The 22086-nt window shown below is 65.1% G+C and carries 18 protein-coding genes; 8 read left to right on the top strand and 10 right to left on the bottom strand.

Annotation, left to right across the window (positions count from 1 at the left end):
* From gltB to JWR89_RS01185, 4 genes are all read left to right on the top strand, one after another.
* Window positions 1-2930 (top strand): glutamate synthase large subunit (gene gltB, locus JWR89_RS01170; protein ID WP_299710694.1); only part of this gene is annotated, 2930 nt, incomplete at its 5' end.
* A 162-nt stretch (window positions 2931-3092) separates the two neighbouring features.
* Window positions 3093-4550, top strand: a complete 1458-nt coding sequence (locus tag JWR89_RS01175; RefSeq protein WP_299710697.1) for a glutamate synthase subunit beta — start codon at window positions 3093-3095, stop codon at window positions 4548-4550.
* A 338-nt stretch (window positions 4551-4888) separates the two neighbouring features.
* Complete coding sequence (locus JWR89_RS01180; protein WP_299710699.1) at window positions 4889-5242, top strand: hypothetical protein; 354 nt, start codon at window positions 4889-4891, stop codon at window positions 5240-5242.
* 193 nt (window positions 5243-5435) lie between these two features.
* Entirely contained in the window at window positions 5436-7070 is a 1635-nt protein-coding gene (locus JWR89_RS01185) for an SGNH family hydrolase (protein ID WP_299710702.1), read from the top strand.
* Window positions 7071-7145: 75 nt separating this feature from the next.
* On the opposite strand, the gene JWR89_RS01190 is transcribed toward JWR89_RS01185, so the two are convergent.
* A complete protein-coding gene (locus JWR89_RS01190; protein WP_299710705.1) occupies window positions 7146-7511 on the bottom strand; it encodes a CsbD family protein in 366 nt (121 codons plus the stop codon).
* Window positions 7512-7704: 193 nt separating this feature from the next.
* On the opposite strand from JWR89_RS01190, the gene JWR89_RS01195 reads away from it, so the two are divergent.
* Complete coding sequence (locus JWR89_RS01195; protein ID WP_299710708.1) at window positions 7705-8592, top strand: TauD/TfdA family dioxygenase; 888 nt, start codon at window positions 7705-7707, stop codon at window positions 8590-8592.
* A 49-nt stretch (window positions 8593-8641) separates the two neighbouring features.
* Here JWR89_RS01195 and dapA read toward each other — a convergent pair whose 3' ends face one another.
* Both dapA and JWR89_RS01205 read right to left on the bottom strand, forming a co-directional pair.
* Window positions 8642-9547 carry a 4-hydroxy-tetrahydrodipicolinate synthase gene (gene dapA, locus JWR89_RS01200; protein ID WP_299710711.1) on the bottom strand — a complete coding sequence of 302 codons (906 nt, stop codon included), beginning with the start codon at window positions 9545-9547 and terminating at the stop codon, window positions 8642-8644.
* Between the two features lie 229 nt (window positions 9548-9776).
* Entirely contained in the window at window positions 9777-11171 is a 1395-nt protein-coding gene (locus tag JWR89_RS01205) for a lytic murein transglycosylase (protein WP_299710740.1), read from the bottom strand.
* Window positions 11172-11401: 230 nt separating this feature from the next.
* Here JWR89_RS01205 and galU point away from each other — a divergent pair, with 230 nt between their 5' ends.
* Window positions 11402-12286, top strand: coding sequence for a UTP--glucose-1-phosphate uridylyltransferase GalU (gene galU / locus JWR89_RS01210; protein ID WP_299710714.1), 885 nt, complete (start codon window positions 11402-11404; stop codon window positions 12284-12286).
* Between the two features lie 81 nt (window positions 12287-12367).
* Here galU and JWR89_RS01215 read toward each other — a convergent pair whose 3' ends face one another.
* Window positions 12368-13861, bottom strand: coding sequence for a sensor domain-containing diguanylate cyclase (locus tag JWR89_RS01215; protein WP_299710717.1), 1494 nt, complete (start codon window positions 13859-13861; stop codon window positions 12368-12370).
* 292 nt (window positions 13862-14153) lie between these two features.
* On the opposite strand from JWR89_RS01215, the gene JWR89_RS01220 reads away from it, so the two are divergent.
* Window positions 14154-14426 carry a hypothetical protein gene (locus JWR89_RS01220; RefSeq protein ID WP_299710720.1) on the top strand — a complete coding sequence of 91 codons (273 nt, stop codon included), beginning with the start codon at window positions 14154-14156 and terminating at the stop codon, window positions 14424-14426.
* Between the two features lie 210 nt (window positions 14427-14636).
* On the opposite strand, the gene JWR89_RS01225 is transcribed toward JWR89_RS01220, so the two are convergent.
* Window positions 14637-16322, bottom strand: a complete 1686-nt coding sequence (locus JWR89_RS01225) for an outer membrane beta-barrel protein (protein ID WP_299710723.1) — start codon at window positions 16320-16322, stop codon at window positions 14637-14639.
* Between the two features lie 197 nt (window positions 16323-16519).
* Between JWR89_RS01225 and JWR89_RS01230 the strand changes: the two genes are divergently transcribed.
* Window positions 16520-17542 (top strand): KpsF/GutQ family sugar-phosphate isomerase, encoded by a 1023-nt coding sequence (locus tag JWR89_RS01230; protein WP_299710726.1) that lies wholly within the window; start codon window positions 16520-16522, stop codon window positions 17540-17542.
* A gap of 144 nt (window positions 17543-17686) precedes the next feature.
* On the opposite strand, the gene JWR89_RS01235 is transcribed toward JWR89_RS01230, so the two are convergent.
* The 5 genes from JWR89_RS01235 to JWR89_RS01255 form a co-directional block, all read right to left on the bottom strand.
* Complete coding sequence (locus JWR89_RS01235; RefSeq protein ID WP_299710729.1) at window positions 17687-18130, bottom strand: NfeD family protein; 444 nt, start codon at window positions 18128-18130, stop codon at window positions 17687-17689.
* Between the two features lie 2 nt (window positions 18131-18132).
* Window positions 18133-19128, bottom strand: coding sequence for an SPFH domain-containing protein (locus JWR89_RS01240; RefSeq protein ID WP_299710732.1), 996 nt, complete (start codon window positions 19126-19128; stop codon window positions 18133-18135).
* Window positions 19129-19388: 260 nt separating this feature from the next.
* Entirely contained in the window at window positions 19389-20426 is a 1038-nt protein-coding gene (hemH, locus tag JWR89_RS01245; protein ID WP_299710734.1) for a ferrochelatase, read from the bottom strand.
* 60 nt (window positions 20427-20486) lie between these two features.
* Window positions 20487-21560 carry a nickel/cobalt transporter gene (locus tag JWR89_RS01250; protein ID WP_299710736.1) on the bottom strand — a complete coding sequence of 358 codons (1074 nt, stop codon included), beginning with the start codon at window positions 21558-21560 and terminating at the stop codon, window positions 20487-20489.
* Window positions 21561-21676: 116 nt separating this feature from the next.
* On the bottom strand, window positions 21677-22086 hold a 410-nt coding region (locus JWR89_RS01255; RefSeq protein WP_299710738.1), incomplete at its 5' end, for a DUF1007 family protein.

The following is a 22086-nucleotide window of genomic DNA, read 5'->3' on the forward strand; positions in this document are numbered from 1 at the left end:
CCGACGGCGATCTGGAAAAGATCCGCTCGATCACGGACGTCGCGGAATCGCATTTCGTCTCGCGCACGCTCGACACCACCTTCCACGCCGGCTTCGGCGCGTCGGGTCTGGAGCAGGTGCTGGATGAATTGTGCGCGCGCGCCGAAGGCGCCGTGCGCGAAGGCGTTAACATCATCATCCTCTCGGACCGCATGGCCGGCTCGGACCGCATTCCGATCCCGTCGCTGCTGGCCTGCGCCGCCGTGCATCATCATCTGATCCGCACCGGCCTGCGGACCTCGGTCGGCATTGTTGTCGAGTCCGGCGAGCCGCGCGAGGTGCATCACTTCGCCTGCCTGGCCGGCTACGGCGCCGAAGCGATCAATCCCTATCTGGCGTTCGAGACCATCATCGCGATGAAGGATCGCCTGCCGGGCTCGCTCGACGATTACGAAATCGTCAAGCGCTACATCAAGTCGATCGGCAAGGGCCTGTTGAAGGTGATGTCCAAGATGGGCATCTCGACCTACCAGTCCTATTGCGGCGCGCAGATCTTCGACGCCGTCGGCCTGAAGGCGGACTTCGTCGCCAAGTATTTCACCGGCACCCACACCAAGATCGAAGGCGTCGGCCTGCCCGAGATCGCCGAAGAAACCGTGCGCCGCCACACCGAGGCGTTTGGCGACATCCAGATCTACAAGACCGCGCTCGATGTTGGCGGCGAATACGCCTACCGCAGCCGCGGCGAGGACCATGCTTGGAACGCCGAATCCGTGTCGCTGCTGCAGCACGCCGCGCGCGGCAACTCGCTGGATCGCTACAAGGCGTTCGCCAAGCTTCTCAACGAGCAGTCGGAGCGGCTGCTGACGCTGCGCGGCCTGTTCAAGATCAAGACCGCCGAGGACGAAAAGCGCAAGCCGGTGCCGCTCGAGGAGGTCGAATCGGCCGCCGACATCGTCAAGCGCTTTGCGACCGGTGCGATGTCCTACGGCTCGATCTCGCGCGAGGCGCACACCACGCTGGCGATCGCCATGAACCGGATCGGCGGCAAGTCGAACACCGGCGAAGGCGGCGAGGAATCGGATCGCTACAAGCCGATGGCCAACGGCGACAGCATGCGTTCGGCGATCAAGCAGGTCGCTTCGGGCCGGTTCGGCGTCACCACGGAATATCTCGTCAATTCCGACATGATGCAGATCAAGATGGCGCAGGGCGCCAAGCCCGGCGAAGGCGGCCAGTTGCCCGGCCACAAGGTCGATGCGACCATCGCGGCTGTCAGACACTCCACACCCGGCGTCGGCCTGATCTCGCCGCCGCCGCATCACGACATCTATTCGATCGAAGACATCGCGCAGCTGATCTACGACCTCAAGAACGTCAATCCGACAGGCCAGGTCTCGGTCAAGCTGGTGTCGGAAATCGGCGTCGGCACCGTGGCCGCCGGCGTCGCGAAAGCGCGCGCCGACCACGTCACCATCGCCGGCTTCGAAGGCGGCACTGGCGCCTCGCCGCTGACCTCGATCAAGCATGCCGGCAGCCCGTGGGAAATCGGCCTCGCCGAAACCCACCAGACGCTGGTGCGCGAGCGGCTGCGCAGCCGCATCGTCGTGCAGGTCGATGGCGGCTTCCGCACCGGCCGCGACGTCGTGATCGGCGCGTTGCTCGGCGCCGATGAATTCGGCTTCGCCACCGCGCCGCTGATCGCGGCCGGCTGCATCATGATGCGCAAGTGCCATCTCAACACCTGCCCGGTCGGCGTCGCGACGCAGGATCCGGTGCTGCGCAAGCGCTTCACCGGCCAGCCCGAGCACGTCATCAACTACTTCTTCTTCGTCGCCGAGGAAGTCCGCGAGATCATGGCCGGTCTCGGCTACCGCAGCTTCGACGAGATGATCGGCCAGGTGCAGATGCTCGACCAGAGCGCGCTGGTCTCGCACTGGAAGGCCAAGGGTCTCGACTTCTCCAAGCTGTTCGTGCGCCAGCCCGAACTGCCCGGCCAGAAGATCTATCACTCGGAGACCCAGGACCATCACCTGGAAGCCGTGCTCGACCGCGAGTTGATTGCGCAGGCGCAGCCCGCCATCGATCGCGGCGCGCCGGTGAAGATCGACATCGCCATCAACAGCACCAACCGGTCCGCCGGCGCCATGCTGTCCGGCACCATCGCCAAGATCTACGGCAATGCCGGCCTGCCCGACGACACCATCAAGGTGTCGATGAAGGGCACCGCAGGCCAGGCCTATGGCGCATGGCTGGCGCGCGGCATCACCTTCGATCTCGAAGGCGAAGCCAACGACTATGTCGGCAAGGGCCTGTCCGGCGGCAAGATCATCGTGCGGCCGCCGGCGCATTCCAGCATCGTGCCGGAAGAATCGATCATCGTCGGCAACACCGTGATGTACGGCGCGATCGAGGGTGAGTGCTACTTCCGCGGCGTCGCCGGCGAACGCTTCGCCGTGCGCAACTCCGGTGCGGTGGCCGTCGTCGAGGGCGCCGGCGACCATTGCTGCGAATACATGACCGGCGGCATCGTCGTGGTACTCGGCAAGACCGGGCGCAACTTCGCGGCCGGCATGTCCGGCGGCGTCGCCTACGTGCTCGACGAGGACGGCGAGTTTCCGAAGCTGTGCAACATGGCGATGGTCGAACTCGAGCCGGTGCTCTCGGAAGAGATGGTCGCCGAGAACAGCTATCACCAGTCCGGCGATCTCGAGGCCCACGGCAAGGTTGACGTGTTCGCCGACCTGCTGGCCTCGGACGTCGAGCGCCTTCACGTGCTGATCACGCGCCACGCCAAATATGCCGGCTCGAAGAAGGCAGCGATGATCCTCGCCGACTGGAAGACCTGGCTGCCGAAATTCCGCAAGGTGATGCCGATGGAGTACCGTCGCGCGCTGAAGGAATTGAAAGCCAATGCCGGTGCCGAGCCGCAGATCGCGATCGGGGCGTAATACTCGAAACCCGTCACCCAGAGGTGCCGGCGCGCAGCGCCGGCCTCGAAGGGCGACGGATGGTTGAACACAGGAGTTGAACATTCATCCTTCGAGGCGCGCGCAAGAGCGCGCACTCCTCAGGATGACGGGACGAGACAAGTTGCGGGGAAGTTAGTCTAGATGGGTAAGATTACGGGTTTTCTCGAAATCGATCGTCACGATCGCAAGTACGCGCCGGTGTCCGAGCGCCTCAAGGGCTATGGCGAATTCGTCATTCCGCTGAGCGAGAAGGACACCAAGGACCAGGCCGCGCGCTGCATGAATTGCGGCATTCCCTATTGCCACGGCACCGGCTCGGTTGAGCCCGGCACGCCCGGCTGCCCGGTCAACAACCAGATCCCGGACTGGAACGACCTCGTCTACAACGGCAACTGGGAGGAGGCCTCGCGCAACCTGCACTCCACCAACAATTTCCCGGAGATCACCGGCCGCATCTGCCCGGCGCCGTGCGAGGCGTCGTGCACGCTGAACATCGACGACAACCCGGTGACCATCAAGACCATCGAATGCGCCATCGTCGATCGCGCCTGGGACAATGGCTGGCTGAAGCCGGAAATCGCGCCGGTGAAGACCGGCCGCAAGATCGCCGTGGTCGGCTCCGGCCCCGCGGGCCTCGCCTGCGCGCAGCAGCTCGCGCGTGCCGGCCATGACGTCCACGTCTACGAGAAGTTCGCCAAGGCCGGCGGCCTGATGCGCTACGGCATTCCCGACTTCAAGATGGAAAAGCACGTCATCGACCGCCGCGTCGCGCAGATGGAAGCTGAGGGCGTCACCTTCCACTACAACAGCCCGGTCGGCGGCAGCGCCCCCGGGGCCGTCGATCCGGCCGAATTACTGAAGAGCTATGAGGCCGTTGCGCTCACCGGCGGCGCCGAGGCCGGCCGCGACCTGCCGATCCCCGGCCGCGACCTCAAGGGCATCCATTTCGCCATGGATTTCCTGCCGCAGCAAAATCGCCGCGTCAGCGACGAGCCGCTCGGCGACGTCAGCGACATCCTCGCCGGCGGCAAGCACGTGGTGGTGATCGGGGGCGGCGATACCGGCTCCGACTGCATCGGCACCTCGTTCCGCCAGGGCGCGCTGTCGGTGACCCAGCTCGAAATCATGCCGGCGCCGCCGGAGCATGAGAACAAGGGCCTGTCCTGGCCGAACTGGCCGCTGAAAATGCGGACTTCGTCGAGCCAGGCGGAAGGCGCGCGCCGCGAATTCGCCGTGCTGACCCAGAGCTTCACCGGCATCGACGGCCGCGTCAGCAAGCTCAACTGCGTGCAGGTCGATGACAAGTTCAAGCCGATCCCGGGCAGCGAGTTCGAACTGCCGGCCGATCTGGTGTTGCTGGCGATGGGCTTCGTGCATCCGGTCCATGACGGCATGCTGAAGACGCTCGGCGTCGATCTCGACCAGCGCGGCAACGTCCGCGCCCCGCTCACCGACTTCGCCACGTCGCTGCCAAAAGTGTTCTCCGCCGGCGACATGCGCCGCGGCCAGTCGCTGGTGGTATGGGCGATCCGCGAAGGCCGCCTCTGCGCCCGGGCGATCGACCAGTTCCTGATGGGCAGCACCACGCTGCCGAAGTAAGCGAGTCACAGCGTTCATGGTTGTCGTCCCCGCGAAAGCGGGGACCCATAACCACCGTCGCTGGAGTTTGGCACGGGCGCCCCTTCCATCGCGGAAACTTTTCTAACCATCATTTCGGCACGGCGTAGGGGTCCCCGCTTTCGCGGGGACGACCCGTGGCGACTGATACGCGCTACGGAATCTCAGCCGTCGCGGACCCGACAAAGTGCATGTGGACAAATCGCGCGCATCGTCGCGCGATCACAGAAAAGCAGGAATGCTGCGGCACCAATGCTGCGAACAACTCCTCCTATTCTCCGGTACCCATGTCGCCTGTTCCAGTTCCGTCGATCGCCCGTATGATGCGGCGCCTGGTCGCCAGCGTCTCGCTGTTCGGCCTGTCGATCCTGCCCGCCGCTGCGATGCCCCGTAGCGTCGCCATCAGCGCCGGCTCGTTCTTCGCCGCCGCCGCGCAATGCGAGAAGGCCAACCTGATCACGCCCGGCCAGACCGACGCGCTGATGAAGGCGCTGAACGCCTACCTTTCCGCCTCCGACCGGACCCACCTGCAATCCGGCTACGCCCGCGGCCAGAAGGATTCCGAACTCTACGTGGTCGAGCTGAAACGCTGGGCCCCGTTCGCCGCCGACCCCACGAGCTGCTACCGCGTGCAAGGCGTGCTGGATGACTACAAGGCGCAGCTGGAGGATTAGGCGGGCGATGTTCCGTCGGTGAAGCGGGACTTCCTTGCCCTCCGCCGCAGGCCGCTAACCCTGTCGCAAATTGCTGCCATAATCCCTTGACGCCGCCCGCGGCGGGCGCTTGATGGCCGAAATCTGCCCGCTTGCGGCCCGAATCCGGGTGTAGGCTATGGTCGATTTCTCCTTTCGATTGCGGTCGAGGCGCATGTCACAGAAGCCGAACTCCTCCTGGTTCTCCCGCCACGGCGCGCTGATCGCGCTGGCGGGGGTGCTGCTGTTCGGCATCGTGGCGCCGGCCTCCGCGCAATTCTTCAATTTCGGCGGTCCGCCGCAACCGCCGCCGCGCCCGCAGCGCGGGGTCGGCAATGGCGGAGGGGGCGGCGGCGGTTTCGGCTGGTTCGGCGGCAACGACAACAGCCCGTTCTTCGCCCCGTTCCAGCAGCAGGCGCCGAAGCGCCAGGCGCCGCCGCGCGAGGATTATTCCAAGGCGCCACCGCCCGAGAAGCGCGACGGGACGCCCGAGCGCAACGTGCTGGTGCTCGGCGATTCCATGGCCGACTGGCTCGCTTACGGCCTCGAGGACGCCTATTCCGAACAGCCCGACATGGGCGTGGTCCGCAAGCACAAGACCGTCTCCGGGCTGCTGCGCTACCAGCCGAAGGGCGATCCGGCCGACTGGGCCGCGGCGGCCAAGGGCATTCTCGCAACAGAAAAGCCCGATGCCATCGTGGTGATGCTCGGCCTCAACGACCGCGTCGCGATCCGCGAACCGGACAAGGCCGACAAGAAAGGCAAGATCAAGCCGGACGGCACCGCCGATAGCGCCAAGCCCGGTGACAAGCCCGACGACGACGATCTCGACGTCGCCGATCCCGGCTCGATCGCCACCCCGGAAAAGGGATCGCGTTCGGCCGCCGGCGGTTCGGTGGACTTTCGCGACGATCGCTGGGTCGAGCTCTACAGCCGCAAGATCGAGGAGATGATCGGCATCCTGAAGGCCAAGGGCGTGCCGGTGCTGTGGGTCGGGCTGCCCGCGGTGCGCGGCACCAGGGCGACCTCGGACATGCTGTTCCTCAACAACCTGTACCGCGACGCCGCCGGCAAGGCGGGGATCACCTATGTGGACGTCTGGGACGGCTTCGTGGATGAAGGCGGCCGCTTCCTGCAGCAGGGCCCGGACTTCGAGGGCCAGATTCGCCGGCTGCGTTCCTATGACGGCGTCTACTTCACCAAAGCCGGCGCGCGAAAACTGGCGCATTATGTCGAGCGCGAGATCACCCGGCTGATGGCGGCCCGCTCCGGCCCGGTGGCACTGCCGAGCGAACCGGCGACGCCCGATGCCAGCGCCGTGCCCGGCGCGCCGCCGCCGCGCCCGCTGGCCGGACCGATCGTGCCGCTGGTGGCCTCCTCCGTCGGTACCGACCAGTTGCTCGGCGGACCCGGGGTGCGTCCGATCGCCGTCGATGCTTTGGCGTCGCGCACGCTGGTGAAAGGCGAGCCGCTGGCGGCGCCGGCCGGCCGCGCCGACGATTTCGCCTGGCCGCGCCGTGAAGTCGGCCGCGAACAGGCCCGCGGCGAGGTCCCGGTGGCGTCGGTCACGCCCGCGGGCGCGACCGACGGCATCGCGCCCGTGATGGCTCCCGTCGCCCCGCCCAAGCCGAAGAAGCCGAAGCCGGTGGTCGCCACCGAGCAGCCCTCCGCGTTCGGCGGCCTGTTCGGCTTCGACGAGCCGCGCCGCCAGCCGGCGCCGCAGCCTGTCCGCCCACGCACGCCGCCCGGGCCCCGCCCGCCCGGCAACGTCGGCCCCTCGGCCTCCGCCCCCGGCTTTTTCACGCGGTAGCTTCGTCGCGCAAAAAAATCCCCCGTCCTGGCAGGACGAGGGATTGGATCCGGCCGACATTTGTCGGCGAATGGCTCAGTAGCCCCAGCGGTTTGGACGGCGACGGGGCGCCGGGCGCGACAGCAGCATCGCCAGCGCAAAGCCGATACCGCCGGCGACCAGCAGCGCGCCGAGCGGATTGTCACGAACCTGCTTGGTGACGGCCTGCGCGCCATCGCGATAGAGGTCACTGTCGGCCGCATCCTTGGCGTAGCTCACAGCGGCCTCGGAAGCATCGCGCACGGCGTCCTTGGCCTGGCCATACAGGTTCTGCACGGTCCCCGATGCCTCACGGGCGCGGCCCGAAGCTTCGGTCTTGGCATCGCCGGTCAGGTTGCCAATAGCGCCTTCAACCTTGCCTGCAGCATCCTTGGCGGCGCCAGCGAAACGGTCCTTATCCATGTCAGTTACTCCGTGAGAGAATTCTCAGGCTGAGTAACCGCTCAGGCCGCTCCAGGTTCCCGGTAATACGCCGACAAACGCGCTTTGCCGCAGTGCTCGTTGACAACAATTTTGCACAGGCAGAGCCTTCCGTCGCGGCCCGGGATCAGGAAGCCGCAATTGGATGCATCAACCATTCTGCAGAGGAACGCCGATGTCTCTGAATATTCGCAAGCTGCATCCCCTGTTCGTCGGTGAAGTCACCGGCATTGACCTGACCAAGCCGCTCAGCCGCGACGACGCCGCGGCGATCGAATCCGCGATGGACGACTACGCGGTGCTGTTGTTTCCGAAGCAGGACATCACCGACGAGCAACAACTGGCTTTCGCGATGAACTTTGGCGAACGCGAAGACCCGCACGGCGGCAGCGTCGCCAAGGCGGCGGATGCGCGGCTGACCACGGGGGTCAATGACGTCTCGAACCTCGGGCCAGACGGCAAGCCGCTGCCGCGCGATAATCGTGTCCATCTCTTCAACCTCGGCAACTGCCTGTGGCATTCCGACTCGTCGTTTCGGCCGATCCCCGCGAAGTTCTCGCTGCTGTCGGCGCGCATCGTGAATCCGAAAGGTGGCAACACCGAATTCGCCGACATGCGCGCGGCCTATGACGCGCTTGATGACGACACGAAGGCCGAGATCGAGGACATGATCTGCGAGCACTCGCTGATGACCTCGCGCGGCGCGCTCGGCTTCCTCGACTATACCGAGGAGGAGAAGCAGATGTTCAAGCCGGTGCTGCAGCGGCTGGTGCGCACCCATCCGGCGCATGGCCGCAAGTCGCTGTACCTGTCCTCGCACGCCGGCGCGATCCAGGGCATGAGTGTGCCGGAAGCCCGCGTGCTGCTGCGCGACCTCACCGAACACGCCACGCAACCCGCCTTCGTCTACGTCCACCGGTGGACCCAGCACGACCTGATCATGTGGGACAACCGCCAGACCATGCACCGCGTCCGCCGCTACGACCAGTCGCAGCCCCGCGACATGCGGCGCGCCACCGTGGCCGGCGATGCGCCGACGGTCGCGCAGCAGGCGGCGGAATAGCGACGATCGCGCGACAAGCGATCATCGCTATGCGGCACCGACGCAGGTTCTACGCCTCCGTCGTGGACCGCGCGATGCGTCGGTCGATCGCTATCGCCAACGCGCCGTCGATGGCCGTCATCGGCAACCGCACCTCCGGACTGTCGATCAGCCCGCAGCGCCACAGCCAGTGCTTCAATGGCGCCGGAGACGGTTCGGCAAACAGCAGCCGCGCGATGTCCGACAACTCTCGCCATTGCATCGAGGCGCGCAGCGCGTCGCCAGACAGGATGGTAGGCCGCAACGCGGCGAAGTCCCGGGTGTGGACATGCGCCGATGCCAGAATGCCGCCATCGCTGCCGCGGATCAAAGCGCCGTAGAAGAAGGTGTCCTCGCCGGTCAGCACGGCGAAGTCGCGCGACCGCCGGTGCAGCAATTCCACCGACTGCAGCGTGTCAGCCGAGCAATCCTTGATGCCGACGATGTTGGGATGTTCGGCCAGCCGCAGGATCGTCGCGGTATCGAGATTGACCCCGGTGCGGTAGGGAATGTTGTAGAGCATGATCGGCCGCGCGGTGCTGTCGGCCAACGCGCCGAAATGCTGCAGCAGGCCGCGCTGCGACGGCCGCGAGTAGTAGGGGCTCGCGATCAGATAGCCGTCGATCGGCCAGTCGGCGGTTCGCGCCAGCGCCGCAACCAACCGGCGGGTGTCGCTGCCGGACAGGCCGAGATAGAGCGGGCGCGGCACGCTGCCTTGCTGCAACGCCTGCGCCGTGACCATCACGAGTTGTTCGACCTCGTCGTCGTCAAGCGTCATTCCTTCACCGGTGGTGGCGGCGAGAATCAGGCCATCGACGGGTTGGCCGGCATAGTGGCGAAGCAGCCGGCGCAACGATACTTCATCGATCGAGCCATCGCGAAACGGCGTGACAAGGGGCAACCACAGACCGCTGGGCGGTCCGGAAGGGGCAATCATAGGCGTGTCTCCTGTCTGGGCGGGCGGCGGAGACGCACAAAAAAGCCCCGTCGAAACCGGCGGGGCCATGGTGGATATGTTCGGGCGTTTCGATCTATCGCGCGCGCAAATCCCCGCCCCGTGAACAGGCACGGTCTTTGGCGTTGCGATGGGCGGCGCGAGCGATCATGGTAATATGGTGCGCCTCGTGAACTACACTTGTCAAGCGTGTGTGGCTACCTGCCGACAATTATCTCCCGCGCAGTCTCTCCAGCACTTCCGACGACGCGAACCCGTCCGCGGCCGTGCCGATCGAGGCCTGGAAGCCGCGCAGAGCTTCGCGGGTCTGGCCGCCAAGTTGGCCATCGGGCGTTCCCTTGTAGAAGCCGCGCTGCACCAGCAACTGCTGCAGCTCAAGCCGTTCGGCGCGCGACAGCACGCGCTCCTGGCGCGGCCACGGTTGCACGAAGGGCGGGCCGCCGCGCAGCCGGTCGGCGAAATGGCCAATCGCCATGGCATAGGCCTCGGCCGGATTGTACTTCATGATGACGCGAAAATTCTGCAGCATCAGGAAGCCCGGGCCGTCGGCGCCGGCGGGCGCTAGCAGGTAGGCCTTGTCAGCCAGCTTCGGAAACGGCTGGCCATTGGCGCGCGTGAGGCCAAGATGCTCCCATTGCGGCAGCACCATCGCCTTGGCCTTGTCAGCCAGCATGTAGTTGAAACCCTTGGGCAGCACGACCTCGTAGCCCCAGCTCTGGCCGCTCTGCCAGCCGTCTTTCTTGAGGTTGTTGGCGGTGGAGAAGATCAGGTCGGTGGGGTTGTCGACCACATCGCGGCGACCGTCGCCGTCGCCGTCCACGGCAAAGCGCTTGAAGGCGGTGGGCATGAACTGGGTCGGGCCGAACGCGCCGGCCCAGGAGCCGCGCATCTGCTCCGGCCGCAAGTCGCCGCGATGCAGGATCTCCAGCGCCACCAGGAATTCGTCCTTGAAGTAACCCTGGCGGCGGCCGACGCAGGCCAATGTCGCGGTGGAACGCAGCACGTTGCGGTCGCCCATCTGGGTCGAATAGTTGGATTCGATCCCCCAGATCGACGCGACGATATAGCGATCGACGCCGTAAGCCTTTTCGGCCGCGTCGAAGATGGTCTTGTACTTGGCCAGCACCTCGCGACCTTTGGCCAGGCGGGTGTCGTTGACCAGGATGTCGAGGTAGTCCCAGATCGACTTGGTAAATTCCGGCTGCGAATCCATCAGGTCCATGATCCGTAGATCCGGCGTCAGCCCGGCGGTGAAGCGCTGGTAGCTTTCCTGCGAGATGCCACGCCGTGCGGCATCCGGCCACATCCCGGCCAGGCAGTTGTCGAAATTGTTGGCGGCGTCGCGAATCGCCTGCGCCGTCATCAGCGGATGGCCGGAGGCGCCGTCCTCGCCGCTCCACGGCTGCACGCCGCCCGGCGCGACCGGAGTGGGGACGGAATCCTGCGCCGGCGCCGCGCGCTTGAACATGTTGTCAAACAGGCTGAACGGACCGCCATTCTGCGCCTGCGCGGCCGGTACGGTGCAAACGCCGAGCAGCGCCAGGGCACCTAGCGCGACCGTGCTACGCTTGCCGTGCCGCCATCCGGCGATCAAATTCCGAAGCATTCTCATCCCAAAAAATCCTGCCCACCGACCGCCACAACAGGCCCGGTCAGGGTTTCCATCGGCTTAAGATTAGCGCGATTTGCGTGGCCGCGCGGTGAAAGGTTGAGCCAAACCACCACGTGTCCGCCCCACATCCGCCGTTGTTCCCGGTTGCAAAGGGAACTGCATCGGGCAATCTACGTTTGCATGCACGTTTCGTTTCCCTTCAAGATGATTGCAAAGTCCCCCTGATGAAAATCCGTAAAGCCGTTTTTCCGGTCGCTGGCCTCGGCACCCGGGTGCTGCCTGCCACCAAGGCCATGCCGAAGGAAATGCTGACCATCGTTGATCGACCGCTGATTCAATATGTGGTCGATGAGGCCCGGGAGGCGGGTATCGAGCATTTCATCTTTGTCACCGGCCGCAACAAGGGCGTGATCGAGGACCATTTCGACAGGATGTTCGAGCTCGACGAAAGCCTGAAGAGCCGCAACAAGGCCAAGGAGATCGCCGAACTGGCGCGCTTTCAGCCGGACGCGGGGGAAACCAGCTTCACCCGTCAGCAGGCACCGCTCGGCCTTGGACACGCAGTGTGGTGCGCGCGTGAGCTTGTCGGCAATGAACCCTTCGCCGTGGTACTGCCGGACGAACTGGTACTGAATTCGCCGGGCTGCTTGAAACAGATGATCGATATCGCCAATGAACTCGGCGACAAGTCGAATCTGGTGGCCGTCGAGGAAGTTCCGACGGAGCTGACCCATCAATACGGCATCTGCGGCGTCGGCGAACGCCACGCGTCGCGGGCCAATGCCTTCACCATCGACGGCATGGTGGAAAAGCCGCCGCAGGGCACCTCGCCCTCCAACCTGTCGATCACCGGGCGCTACATCCTGCAGCCGGAGATTTTCAAGATCCTGGAAACCCAGGAGCGCGGCGCCGGCGGCGAAATCCAATTGACCGACGGCATGATCAAGCTAGCGAAAAGCCAGAAATTCTACGGCGTGGAATTCGAGGGCGAGCGGCATGACTGCGGCTCGAAGCCGGGCTTCCTGCGTGCCAATATCGCTTATGCGATGCAGCGCGACGATCTGCGCGACGGGCTGCGTGCCGAAATGCTGCGGTATCTGGAAAAATAGCGCGAGGCCCGGTTCTTACCTCGCCCCGCACTTTGCGGGAGAAGGAGCGCAGGGTCAGCACGCTGCCAATCGCGAAGGCAGCTATGCTGCCATCAACAGGTATGGCGCGGCGGCAATCACCGACCGGTTTCGGCCTGCGGCCTTTGCGGCGTACAGCGCCTTGTCGGCGGCTTCCACCAGTCCGGTGTACTCCATCGTCACCAGCGGTGTCAGGCTGGCAATGCCGATGCTCACCGTTAGCTTGCCCGGTTCGGCCGGCAATTGCTCGACCCGCAGGCGGATTCTCTCGGCGACGACCAGCGCATCTTCGGCGGAGGTCCCCGGCAGCAGTACGGCGAATTCCTCGCCGCCGTAGCGCGCCGCGCAGTCCCCGGCGCGGTTGACCGAACCGCCAATGCAATCGGCGATCGACATCAGCGCCTGGTCGCCGGGCTGATGACCGTAGGTATCGTTGAACATCTTGAAATGGTCGGCATCGATCAGCAATACCGCCAACGGTCGCGATTGCCGGATGGCGCGGCGCCATTCCTGCTCGATATCGATATCGAACTTGCGACGGTTGCGTAGCCCTGTCAGCGCGTCAGTTGTCGAAAGTTCTTCCAGCCGGCTTTCGGCGCGGGCACGGCGGGCGATTTCCCGGACCAAGAACAGCGTCCCCGCCGTGATGAACAGGATCAATCCCAGCACAATGCCGCCAATCCGGATGGCCTGCTTCCGCCACTGGCTGTAGATGCCCTCCCAGGGCTTGCCGACGATCACCACCAGCGGTCGGCTGCTGTCGCGCCAGACGTAGAGCCGGTTGACGTTGTCCAGGCCGCCGAAGCCCGAATAGGTGCCGTCGGCGAGACCACCCACCGCGCGCATCACCGGGCTGTCCTTGGCGCTGGTGCCGATCATCTCGATATCGAACGGCGTGCGCATGATGACCATGCCGTCGCGACGGAACACGGTGATGGTGTCGCCCGGCGCGAGTCGCAACCGGCCGAACAGATCGTGAAAATAGGAGAACCGGATCGAACCTACCACCGCGCCGGCGAAGTTGCCGTCGGAGTCGGTGATGCGGCGGCTCAGCACGATGGAATAGGCGCCGCGGTGCAGCGTCGGCCGGCTGATGTACAACCCGCGCTCGCCGTCGCGAACGTGAACCTTGAAAAAATCCTCGTCACTCTTGTTCAGCGGGGCAGGATTGAGGGACGCCGCATCGACCGTGAGATCGCCGTGCGCATTGAACACCTGGATGGGTCCGAAATGGCTGGCCGTGGCGGCATTGTCGAACAGGATCAGCTGCCGCATCTCCTTGCTGAGCTGGCCGATCTCCGGGGTCATGATGCCGGTCACCACCGCGCGCAACGACAGATCATAGAGTTCGACGGTGCGGCCGATATCGGCATCGATGGTGGTGGCGAGGTTTTCGCTGCTCTGCCGCGCGAGCACCTCCTCGCCGCGGCGCATGTCGAGCATGACGCTGCCGCACACCGCCGAGAAGCCCAGGATGGTCACCAGCGACGACAGAACCAGCAGCCGCGCCGATAGCGGCCAGCGTCGAATTCCCGTTCCTGCTTTCCCCGCTCGCATTTCCTGCTCCTGTGCACGATGGTTCGCACGGGAATGCTTGCCGAGCGCTTAAGTGCCGAGAGCGGGTTCCACACGCCGTTAATGGCGGGTTGACGAAACGGCCAAATTTGCGCCTACCGGTGCGGGGGTAGCGCCGACGGCGTCGCCGGGCTTCTTCCTATCTCCCCGCGCGAAGCGAAACGTCGCCAGGTGGAGAGCTGCACCCGCCTCAGCGCCATCACGCCTCCGCGCTGGCCCCGCGCCGCCCATGCTTGTATGACGGGCCCCACCACCACCGATCCGAGGACCACACGTGCCCGACTACGACCTGCTGCGTGAACATTTGAGCAAACAGACGCTGGACGAATTCGTGCTCAGCATGGATGCGATCGAGGAGATTCTCGACGACGCGCTGCCGCGCGCCTCGCATCGCGCCTCGTGGTGGGAAACCGAACGCGCGCCCGACGAAAAGATGCCGCAACGCGAGGCCTGCATCGCCGCGGGATATATCGCAACGCGACTGCCGGACGGCTCAGGCGTCAAGTTCCGGAAGAAGACGTCGAAGTCCGTGCGGAAGTGGGTCTGAGATTTGCGCAGAGCTCGGGCTCGCAGGAGCGGAGAGAGTGCCGTCGCGGCGGTCGAAAAGTGAGTGAGACCCAGAAGGCGCTCCGTTTCCCGGACGCGCTGCGGCATTCTTCATGCCGCTACGCAGAGCCGGGATCTCGGTATCTGCTTGTAAAAGCGGAACCCCGGTTCTGCGAAGCAACACTTCGTGTGGCATCGCGCCCGGGGAACGCTACCTCTGCAACCTGACCCCGAGCATCACCACTGTCGAGGCCGTGCTGGCGCCGGGCGAATTGGATTCCAGGATGTCGCGGCGGACCTGCGCCTTGATCTGAATCTCGCGGTTGAGCTTGTACACCAGGTCGCCCTGCAGCGAATAGATTTTGTCGAAGCGGAAACTTTCCTGATATTCCTGCGTGCCATAGGTGAACTTGCCGATGGCCGTGAGCCAGCGGCGGAAGTCGTGGTCGACCTGGAACGTATAGGTGCGCGTCAGAACACCGGGCACGCCGGGTACCGTGGTCTCGTCGATCGAGGTCGTCGAGACAAAGCGCGCGGTGGTCAGCGGCGTTGCCGCCCACACCAGCGACGCCGACGTCAGCAGGCCCTTCAGCACTTCGAGCCGCGAGTCCTGGTAGCTGCGCGCGGCGTAGCCGATCGAGGCTTCGCCGGTCAGCAGCCGAGTGAACTCGAAGGTGGTGCCGGCCTTGATGTAGCCGCCGTTGGAATCCCTGAGATAGCCGAAGCGGTCGGCCGCGACGTCGTGGATGCGGGTGTCGCCCTGGATCTCGGCGAACGGTCGCAGCCCCGGCAGCACTTCGTAACTGGCGCGGCCGACGCCGCCAAACTGGTTGTAGTTGCGGTCGATATTGCTGGTCGAGGTGCCGTCGGTGAGTTTGGAATCCTGATAGACGGTGCGGTCGGCCAGGCCATCGAGCTTGAGCTGTAGCCGGTTGAAATCCTGCTCGATGCCGAGCGTGCCGCCGATGGTGGTGAACAGCGGGTATTCCTGCAGGCCGGCCTGGATGTTCGGGCTGCCGGGATTGTCGGCACCGACCCGCATGCGCGCTTCGGTATTGATGCGGGTGTCACTGTTGGCGTCGATCCGGCCGATCACGCGGCCGTTGAATTCGGCACGGTCGATATTGACCGGTGCCGGCGAAATCTGCAGCGGCGCGGCCGGGAACGTCTTGTCGTAGCCGGTGAACGAGCCTCTGAGATCGACGATCAACGAATGCCGCGACCAGTCGGAGGCCGCCAGCAGCTCCGGCGCGATCTGGTAGAACGAGGCGCCCTTCGGCTGCACGAAGCGCGCCGGGTTGTTGTTGTAACCGCCGTTCAGCTCGACCGCGCCCTTGACCAGAAAGCTGCCGACATAGAAACCGGTGGGACCATATGGATCGAGATCCGGCTTCAGCCGCTTGCGCGGCGGCTGGCCGAGCACGGTGCCGGCGACCGACGCCGACACCGGCGGCTTGTTGGCCTTGGACGATGGCGGAATGCTCAAGGGCGGCGTCGGCACGATCGGCGGCGGACTGCCGGGCCCGGGCGATGGCTTCGGCTTGAATGCGCCGGGATAGGGCTTTCGAACCTTGCGGCGGCGGTTCAGCGAATCGAAGCCGCTCTCCGAGGCGCCATAGGCCGACGGGTTGCCATAGATGATCGATTGGCCGATCCGCGACGGCGCGATGGCGCTGGTGCGCAGTGCGTCGGTGGGCTCGGCGGGCAGGTCGGGGGTGCGGCGGGTCGGCAGGTTTTGCGGCGTCACGAAGCCGCCAGGCACCGGACGCAGTAGGTCGGAGGTCAGCGCCTGGCCGGCGGCCGGATCGAGAGGCACCAGGATCAGCCACAGGCCGGCCGTCAGCGCGGAAACGATCCCTGCGCAGTGGCGACGGCCCAGAGCGGGACCTCTCCTCACGATATAAAAACTCCAAACAAAACAGTATCTTAATCGAAAGGCCGGCGACGTTGTCAGGCGCGCGCAGGCGGTTATGGTTAAGAGAGTTAAAACGCTTATGGTTAATGTGGCGTTGAGATTTGCGGCGGTCGGGTTTCGCGTCCGGGCGGCGTCCGTGGTAAGAAGACGGCAGGATTTACCACCGGGATTTCAAACGCATGGCAGTTTCCACCTCAGCGACGGCGGCAGCGAAAGCAGAGATGACCGACCAGGCCCGTGAAGCGATCGCCTCGGCGCTGCGGACGCTCGAAGCCGAAGCCAGCGGCGTCATTGCACTGTCCGCCGCGCTGCAGTCCGATGCGCTCGGCATGGCCTTCGCCGCCGCCGCCGAACTGATCCTCAGGGCGCGCGGCCGGCTGATCATCACCGGGCTCGGCAAGTCCGGCCATATCGGCCGCAAGATCGCCGCCACCTTCGCCTCCACCGGGACGCCGGCCTTTTTCGTCCACGCTGCGGAAGCCAGCCATGGCGACCTCGGCATGATCACCGCCGACGACGTCATCCTGGCGCTGTCGTGGTCCGGCGAGCAGCCGGAGATGAAGAACCTCATCACCTACGCCAAGCGCTTCAAGATCGGCGTCATCGCCATGACCTCCGACGCCGGTTCGACGCTGGCGCAGGCCGCCGACGTGGCGCTGACGCTGCCAAAGGCGCGCGAGGCCTGCCCGCACAATCTCGCCCCCACCACCTCCTCGCTGATGATGCTGGCGCTGGGCGACGCGCTGTCTATCGCGCTGCTCGAAGGCCGTGGCTTCACCTCGGTGGATTTTTCGGTTTTGCATCCGGGCGGCAAGCTCGGCGCGATGCTGAAATACACCCGCGACCTGATGCACGCCGGGGACGCCGTGCCGCTGAAGCCCGTGGGCACCAAGATGTCGGATGCGCTGGTGGAAATGTCCTCGAAGGGTTTTGGCTGCGTCGGCATCATTGACGCGAACGGCCACGTGGTCGGCATCGTCACCGACGGCGACCTCCGCCGCCACATGCGCGCCGATTTGATGACCGTTGCGGTCGATGACGTGATGACGAAAAATCCCAAGACCATCAGCCGCGACCTGCTCGCCGGCGAGGCACTGGAAATGCTGAACTCGGCGAAGATCACCGCGCTGCTGGTGACCGATGCGCGGAAGCCGATCGGCATCGTGCATCTGCACGATCTGCTGAGAGCGGGCGTGGCGTAACTTCGTCCTCTCAGCCGTCATGGCGAGGTCAGGGAAAGCCAATCGGCTTTCCCCTTAGCGAAGCGACGCGGCAATCCAGAAAGCCGCAATCGCCGAAGAACTGGATTGCTTCGTCGCAAGGGCTCCTCGCAATGACGGCGAGAGTTAAACCGCCGCCACCGTCAGACTCGCCCCATCCGCCTGCACGATCTTCACCTTGCTGCCGGCCGGCGTATCCGGCCCGGCGACGCGCCAGACCGTATCGTCGATCCGCACGATGCCTTCGCCGTCGACGATCGGTTTCTCCAGCGTGCAGACCCGGCCGACCAGCGCGTCGGAGCGCTTGTTGAGGAACGGGTTCGGATTGGTCCCGGGCTTCTGCCGGGCGACGCGTCGCCAGATCGGCACGGCGGCGGCGGCGAACGCCGCGAACAGCAACAGTTGCAGTTGCCACGACGGGGTGACGACAAACGACAGCAGGCCGACGAGAAACGCCGCCAGCCCGAGCCAGAACATGAAGACGCCGGGTGCCAGCAATTCCAGCCCCATCAGCAACACGCCGACGATCAGCCAGTTCCAGGTGCCCAGCGTGACGAACATGTCGGCCATGGTCAGGTCCTCGGCGTGAAGGGCGGCGTCGGCCCGGCTGATGGCACCGAGGAACGCCGCGCTGCCGCCTGCGCCGAGGCCGCGCTCTCGCCAAAGGTTGCCTTCGCTATCTCGCCGATTCCGGCCAGCGAGCCCAGCACGCCCATCGCCTCGATCGGCAGCATGATGATCTTCTGGTTCGGCGAATCGGCGATCTGTCCGAACGCCTTGATGTACTTGTCGGCAATAAAGTAGTTCAGCGCGGCGACGTCGCCGCTGGCGATGGCGTCGGACACCATCTGCGTCGCCTTGGCTTCCGCTTCGGCCGCGCGCTCGCGCGCTTCGGCGTCGAGGAACGCCGCCTCGCGGCGGCCTTCGGCCTGCAGGATCTGGCCCTGCTTGGCGCCCTCGGCTCGCAGAATCTCCGACTGCCGCTGGCCTTCGGCCTGCAAAATGTCGGCGCGCTTGACGCGCTCGGCCTTCATCTGCCGGCCCATCGCCTCGACGAGGTCGGCGGGCGGCACGATGTCCTTGATCTCGATGCGGTTGACCTTGAGGCCCCACGGCGACACCGCCGCATCGACCACGCGCAGCAGCCGCTCGTTGATCTCGTCGCGATGCGACAGCACCTGGTCGAGGTCCATCGCGCCCATCACCGAACGGATGTTGGTCATGGTCAGCACGATAATCGCCTGGTTGAGGTCGGACACCTCGTAGCTGGCCTTGGCGGCATCGAACACCTGGTAGAACGCGACGCCATCGACGGTGACGGTGGCGTTGTCCTTGGTGATGACCTCCTGCTCGGGGATCGAGATCACCTGCTCCATCATGTTGACCTTGCGGCCGACGCGATCGAAATACGGAATGATGATGTTGAGGCCCGGCGACAGCGTTCGGGTGAATTTGCCGAATCGCTCGATGGTCCAGTCGTAACCCTGCGGCACGGTTTTGACGCCGGCAAACAGCGTGAGAATGATCAGTACGACAAGCGCAATGGCGAAAATATCGAAACCGGTCATCAAATTCTCCCAGCGGAATCGCATGCGGCTGCGCCGCGTTTAGATAGGTCGCCGAGGTTGATTTTATGGTTCGACGCGGGGAAAAGCGAGCGTTGTCGATACACCGTCATTCCGGGGCGGGAGCAGCCCCAGCTGCGAGCGAACCTCAGCCACTCCAATTGGAGTGGCGGGGAATCTGGAGATGTTCAGCGCGTCACATTCCGGGATTCCGGGTTCGCGGTCGGCTTGCGCCGCCCGTGCCCCGGAATGACAGATCAAATCTAGATCCAGCCCTGCAGCTCGCGCAGCACCAGTTCGCAGATCACGTCCATGCCGGGATCGCTGTCATTGAGACACGGGATCGCGGAAAACTGTTCACCACCGTTGTGCATGAAGATCTCGCAATTCTCCTGCGCGATCTCTTCCAGCGTCTCCAGGCAATCTGCCGAGAAGCCCGGCATCACCACCGCGATGCGTTTGACGCCGTCCTTGGCGAGTTGCTCGATGGTCTTGTCGGTATAGGGCTTCAGCCATTGGTCGAAACCGAAGCGCGACTGGAACGTCAGCATCAGCCGCGGTGCGTTCGGTCCCATGCGGTGCCGCAGCGCCTCGGTGGTGGCGATGCACTGCGCCTGGTAGGGATCGCCCTTGTCGATGTACTTCTGCGGCATGCCATGGAACGAGGCCACTACGAGTTCGGGTACATAGGATAGCGTCGCGATATGGCTCTCGATCGAGACCGCCAGCGCATTGATGTAGGTCGGCTCGTCGAAATACGGCGGCGTCACCCGCAGCGTCGGCTGCGCGCGCATCTCGCCGAGCACGCGGAATACTTCGTCGCATACGGTGGCGGAGGTCGCCGCCGAATATTGCGGATACAGCGGCACCACTAGAATGCGGTCGCAGCCTTGCGCGGTCAGCTTGGCGATACGCGAGCGGATCGACGGATTGCCGTAGCGCATCGCCCAATCCACCACGACATGGGTGCGAGCGGCCATCGCCGCCGCCAGCCTGTCGGACTGGGCGCGGGTGATGGTCTTGAGCGGCGACTCGTTGAGTTCCGTGTTCCAGATTTTCAGATAGTCCTTGGCCTTGCGCCGCGGCCGGGTGGTCAGGATGATGCCGTTGAGCACCAGCTTCCAGATCAGGCCCTGGTCCTCGATCACCCTTTTGTCCGACAGGAACTCGCGCAGATAGACCCGAACGCCGCGCGCATCGGCGCTGTCCGGCGTGCCGAGATTGACCAGCAGCACGCCGACGCGGTCCAGCGTATTCTCGACGGCCGGCGGCGCTTTCTCGATGGGAACGACAATCGTCATGATATCAGTGGCTTCGCGCTTTGGCCGGGGGTTGTCAAGACAACCGCCCGGCGCTCGGGATCAGAAACAGGTGACGCGCTCGGTGGCGACGTAGCCGAGCAGCAGGCCGACGCCGAACAGCAGCACCAGGCCGGCGGCGCCGAACTCCAGCCCACGCATTATCAGCGCGCCGTTGCCGTCGCGGCCGCCGCTGATACGGCGCGCCAGGCCTTTGGCGGAGACGGCGATGACCGCGATGGTCGCTACGGTAATCGCGGTGCCCAGACCCATCACGAAGGTCGCGGCGATGCCGGCCCAGAACATGCCCTGCGCCAACGCGAACACCAGCACCAGGATGGCGCCCGAGCACGGCCGGATGCCGACCGCGAAAATCGCCGACAGCCCGCGCGTCCAGCCGCCGGGACCGGCGAGCTGGTCCGGCGTCGGGCCATGGGAGTGGCCGCAATGCTCGTCGTGGACATGGCGGTGATCGTCATGGGCATGCGCGGCATGGGCATGGCCGTGGTCATGGTGGTCATGATCGTGATGCTGCGCGGCCGCATGGGCCATCGCCAGTTGCGGCGTCGGCGCGCGCAGCGACGGCCGCAGCGTGCGCAAGAAGCCGCGTCCCTTGCTCCACACCAGCCGCGCGCCGAAAGCGGCGATCAGTGCATAGCTGGCAATCTCGATCACCTTCTCGGCGCTGCACATGGTTTTCGCGGTGACGTTGAGCACCCAGGCGCCGATGCCGACCAGCAGCACCGCGACCAGCGCCTGCATCAGCGCCGAGACGAACGACAGCACGATGCCGCGCCGTGCGGTCTCCTCGTTGGCGACGAGGTAGGACGAGATCACCGCCTTGCCGTGGCCAGGACCGGCGGCGTGGAAGATGCCGTAGGCAAAGGAGATCGCCAGCAGCGTCCATACGGCGCTGCCATCGGTTTTGGCGGCGCGGATGGTCGCGGACATCTGGCGATAGAATTCGGATTGTTTGGTCAGCAGCCAGCCGACGATACCGCCGACCTGGGAGTCAGGCGCAGCCTTCGGCGCGCCGAACGGATTTTGCGCGAGCGCGTGATGCAGCGAGGCGTCGGCAAGAATGGCAACGGTCAGTAGCGCTGCAAACAACAGAACTATGCCCCCTCGGCTCGTCATGGCCGGGCTTGTCCCGGCCATCCACGATGTTTCGCGCGAACGTGGATGCCCGGCATAACGCCGGGCATGACGGGAGTTTGTGGCTCCGCCAGAGTGGCTCAGGGCCCGTTCCGACCTCATGGGCATTCCACCGTGATCTTGTTGGCGAACATGGCGCCGAAGTTGGCGTTGGCGCCGCCGTCCATGAAATTGTCCTCGCCGAGCTTTTGCGCGGCGGGTACGCCGTCGCTCGGGCGCTGGATCGCCGTCTTGCAGGCGACCGGCGCGCCGACCAGGCGGATCGGATCGGTCTTCTGCAGGGCGAAATCGACAAAGAACGTCGGGTCGTAGATCTCCAGCGCCAGCTCCCGGGTCTTGAACGGCGCCTTAAACGGCAGCGTGAAATGCAGCACCAGCGCGCCCTCTTTCTGTTCGAGGTAGTAATCGACCGGGTCGAGGAAACGCTGCTTCTTGCCCTCCGCCTTGGCGAAGGTGAAGAAGCCGAACTCCTTCAGCGATTCCACATTGGTCTGCGCCAGCGGCGCCA

It is taken from the genome of Tardiphaga sp. (assembly GCF_028290785.1).
Classification (GTDB): Bacteria; Pseudomonadota; Alphaproteobacteria; order Rhizobiales; family Xanthobacteraceae; genus Tardiphaga.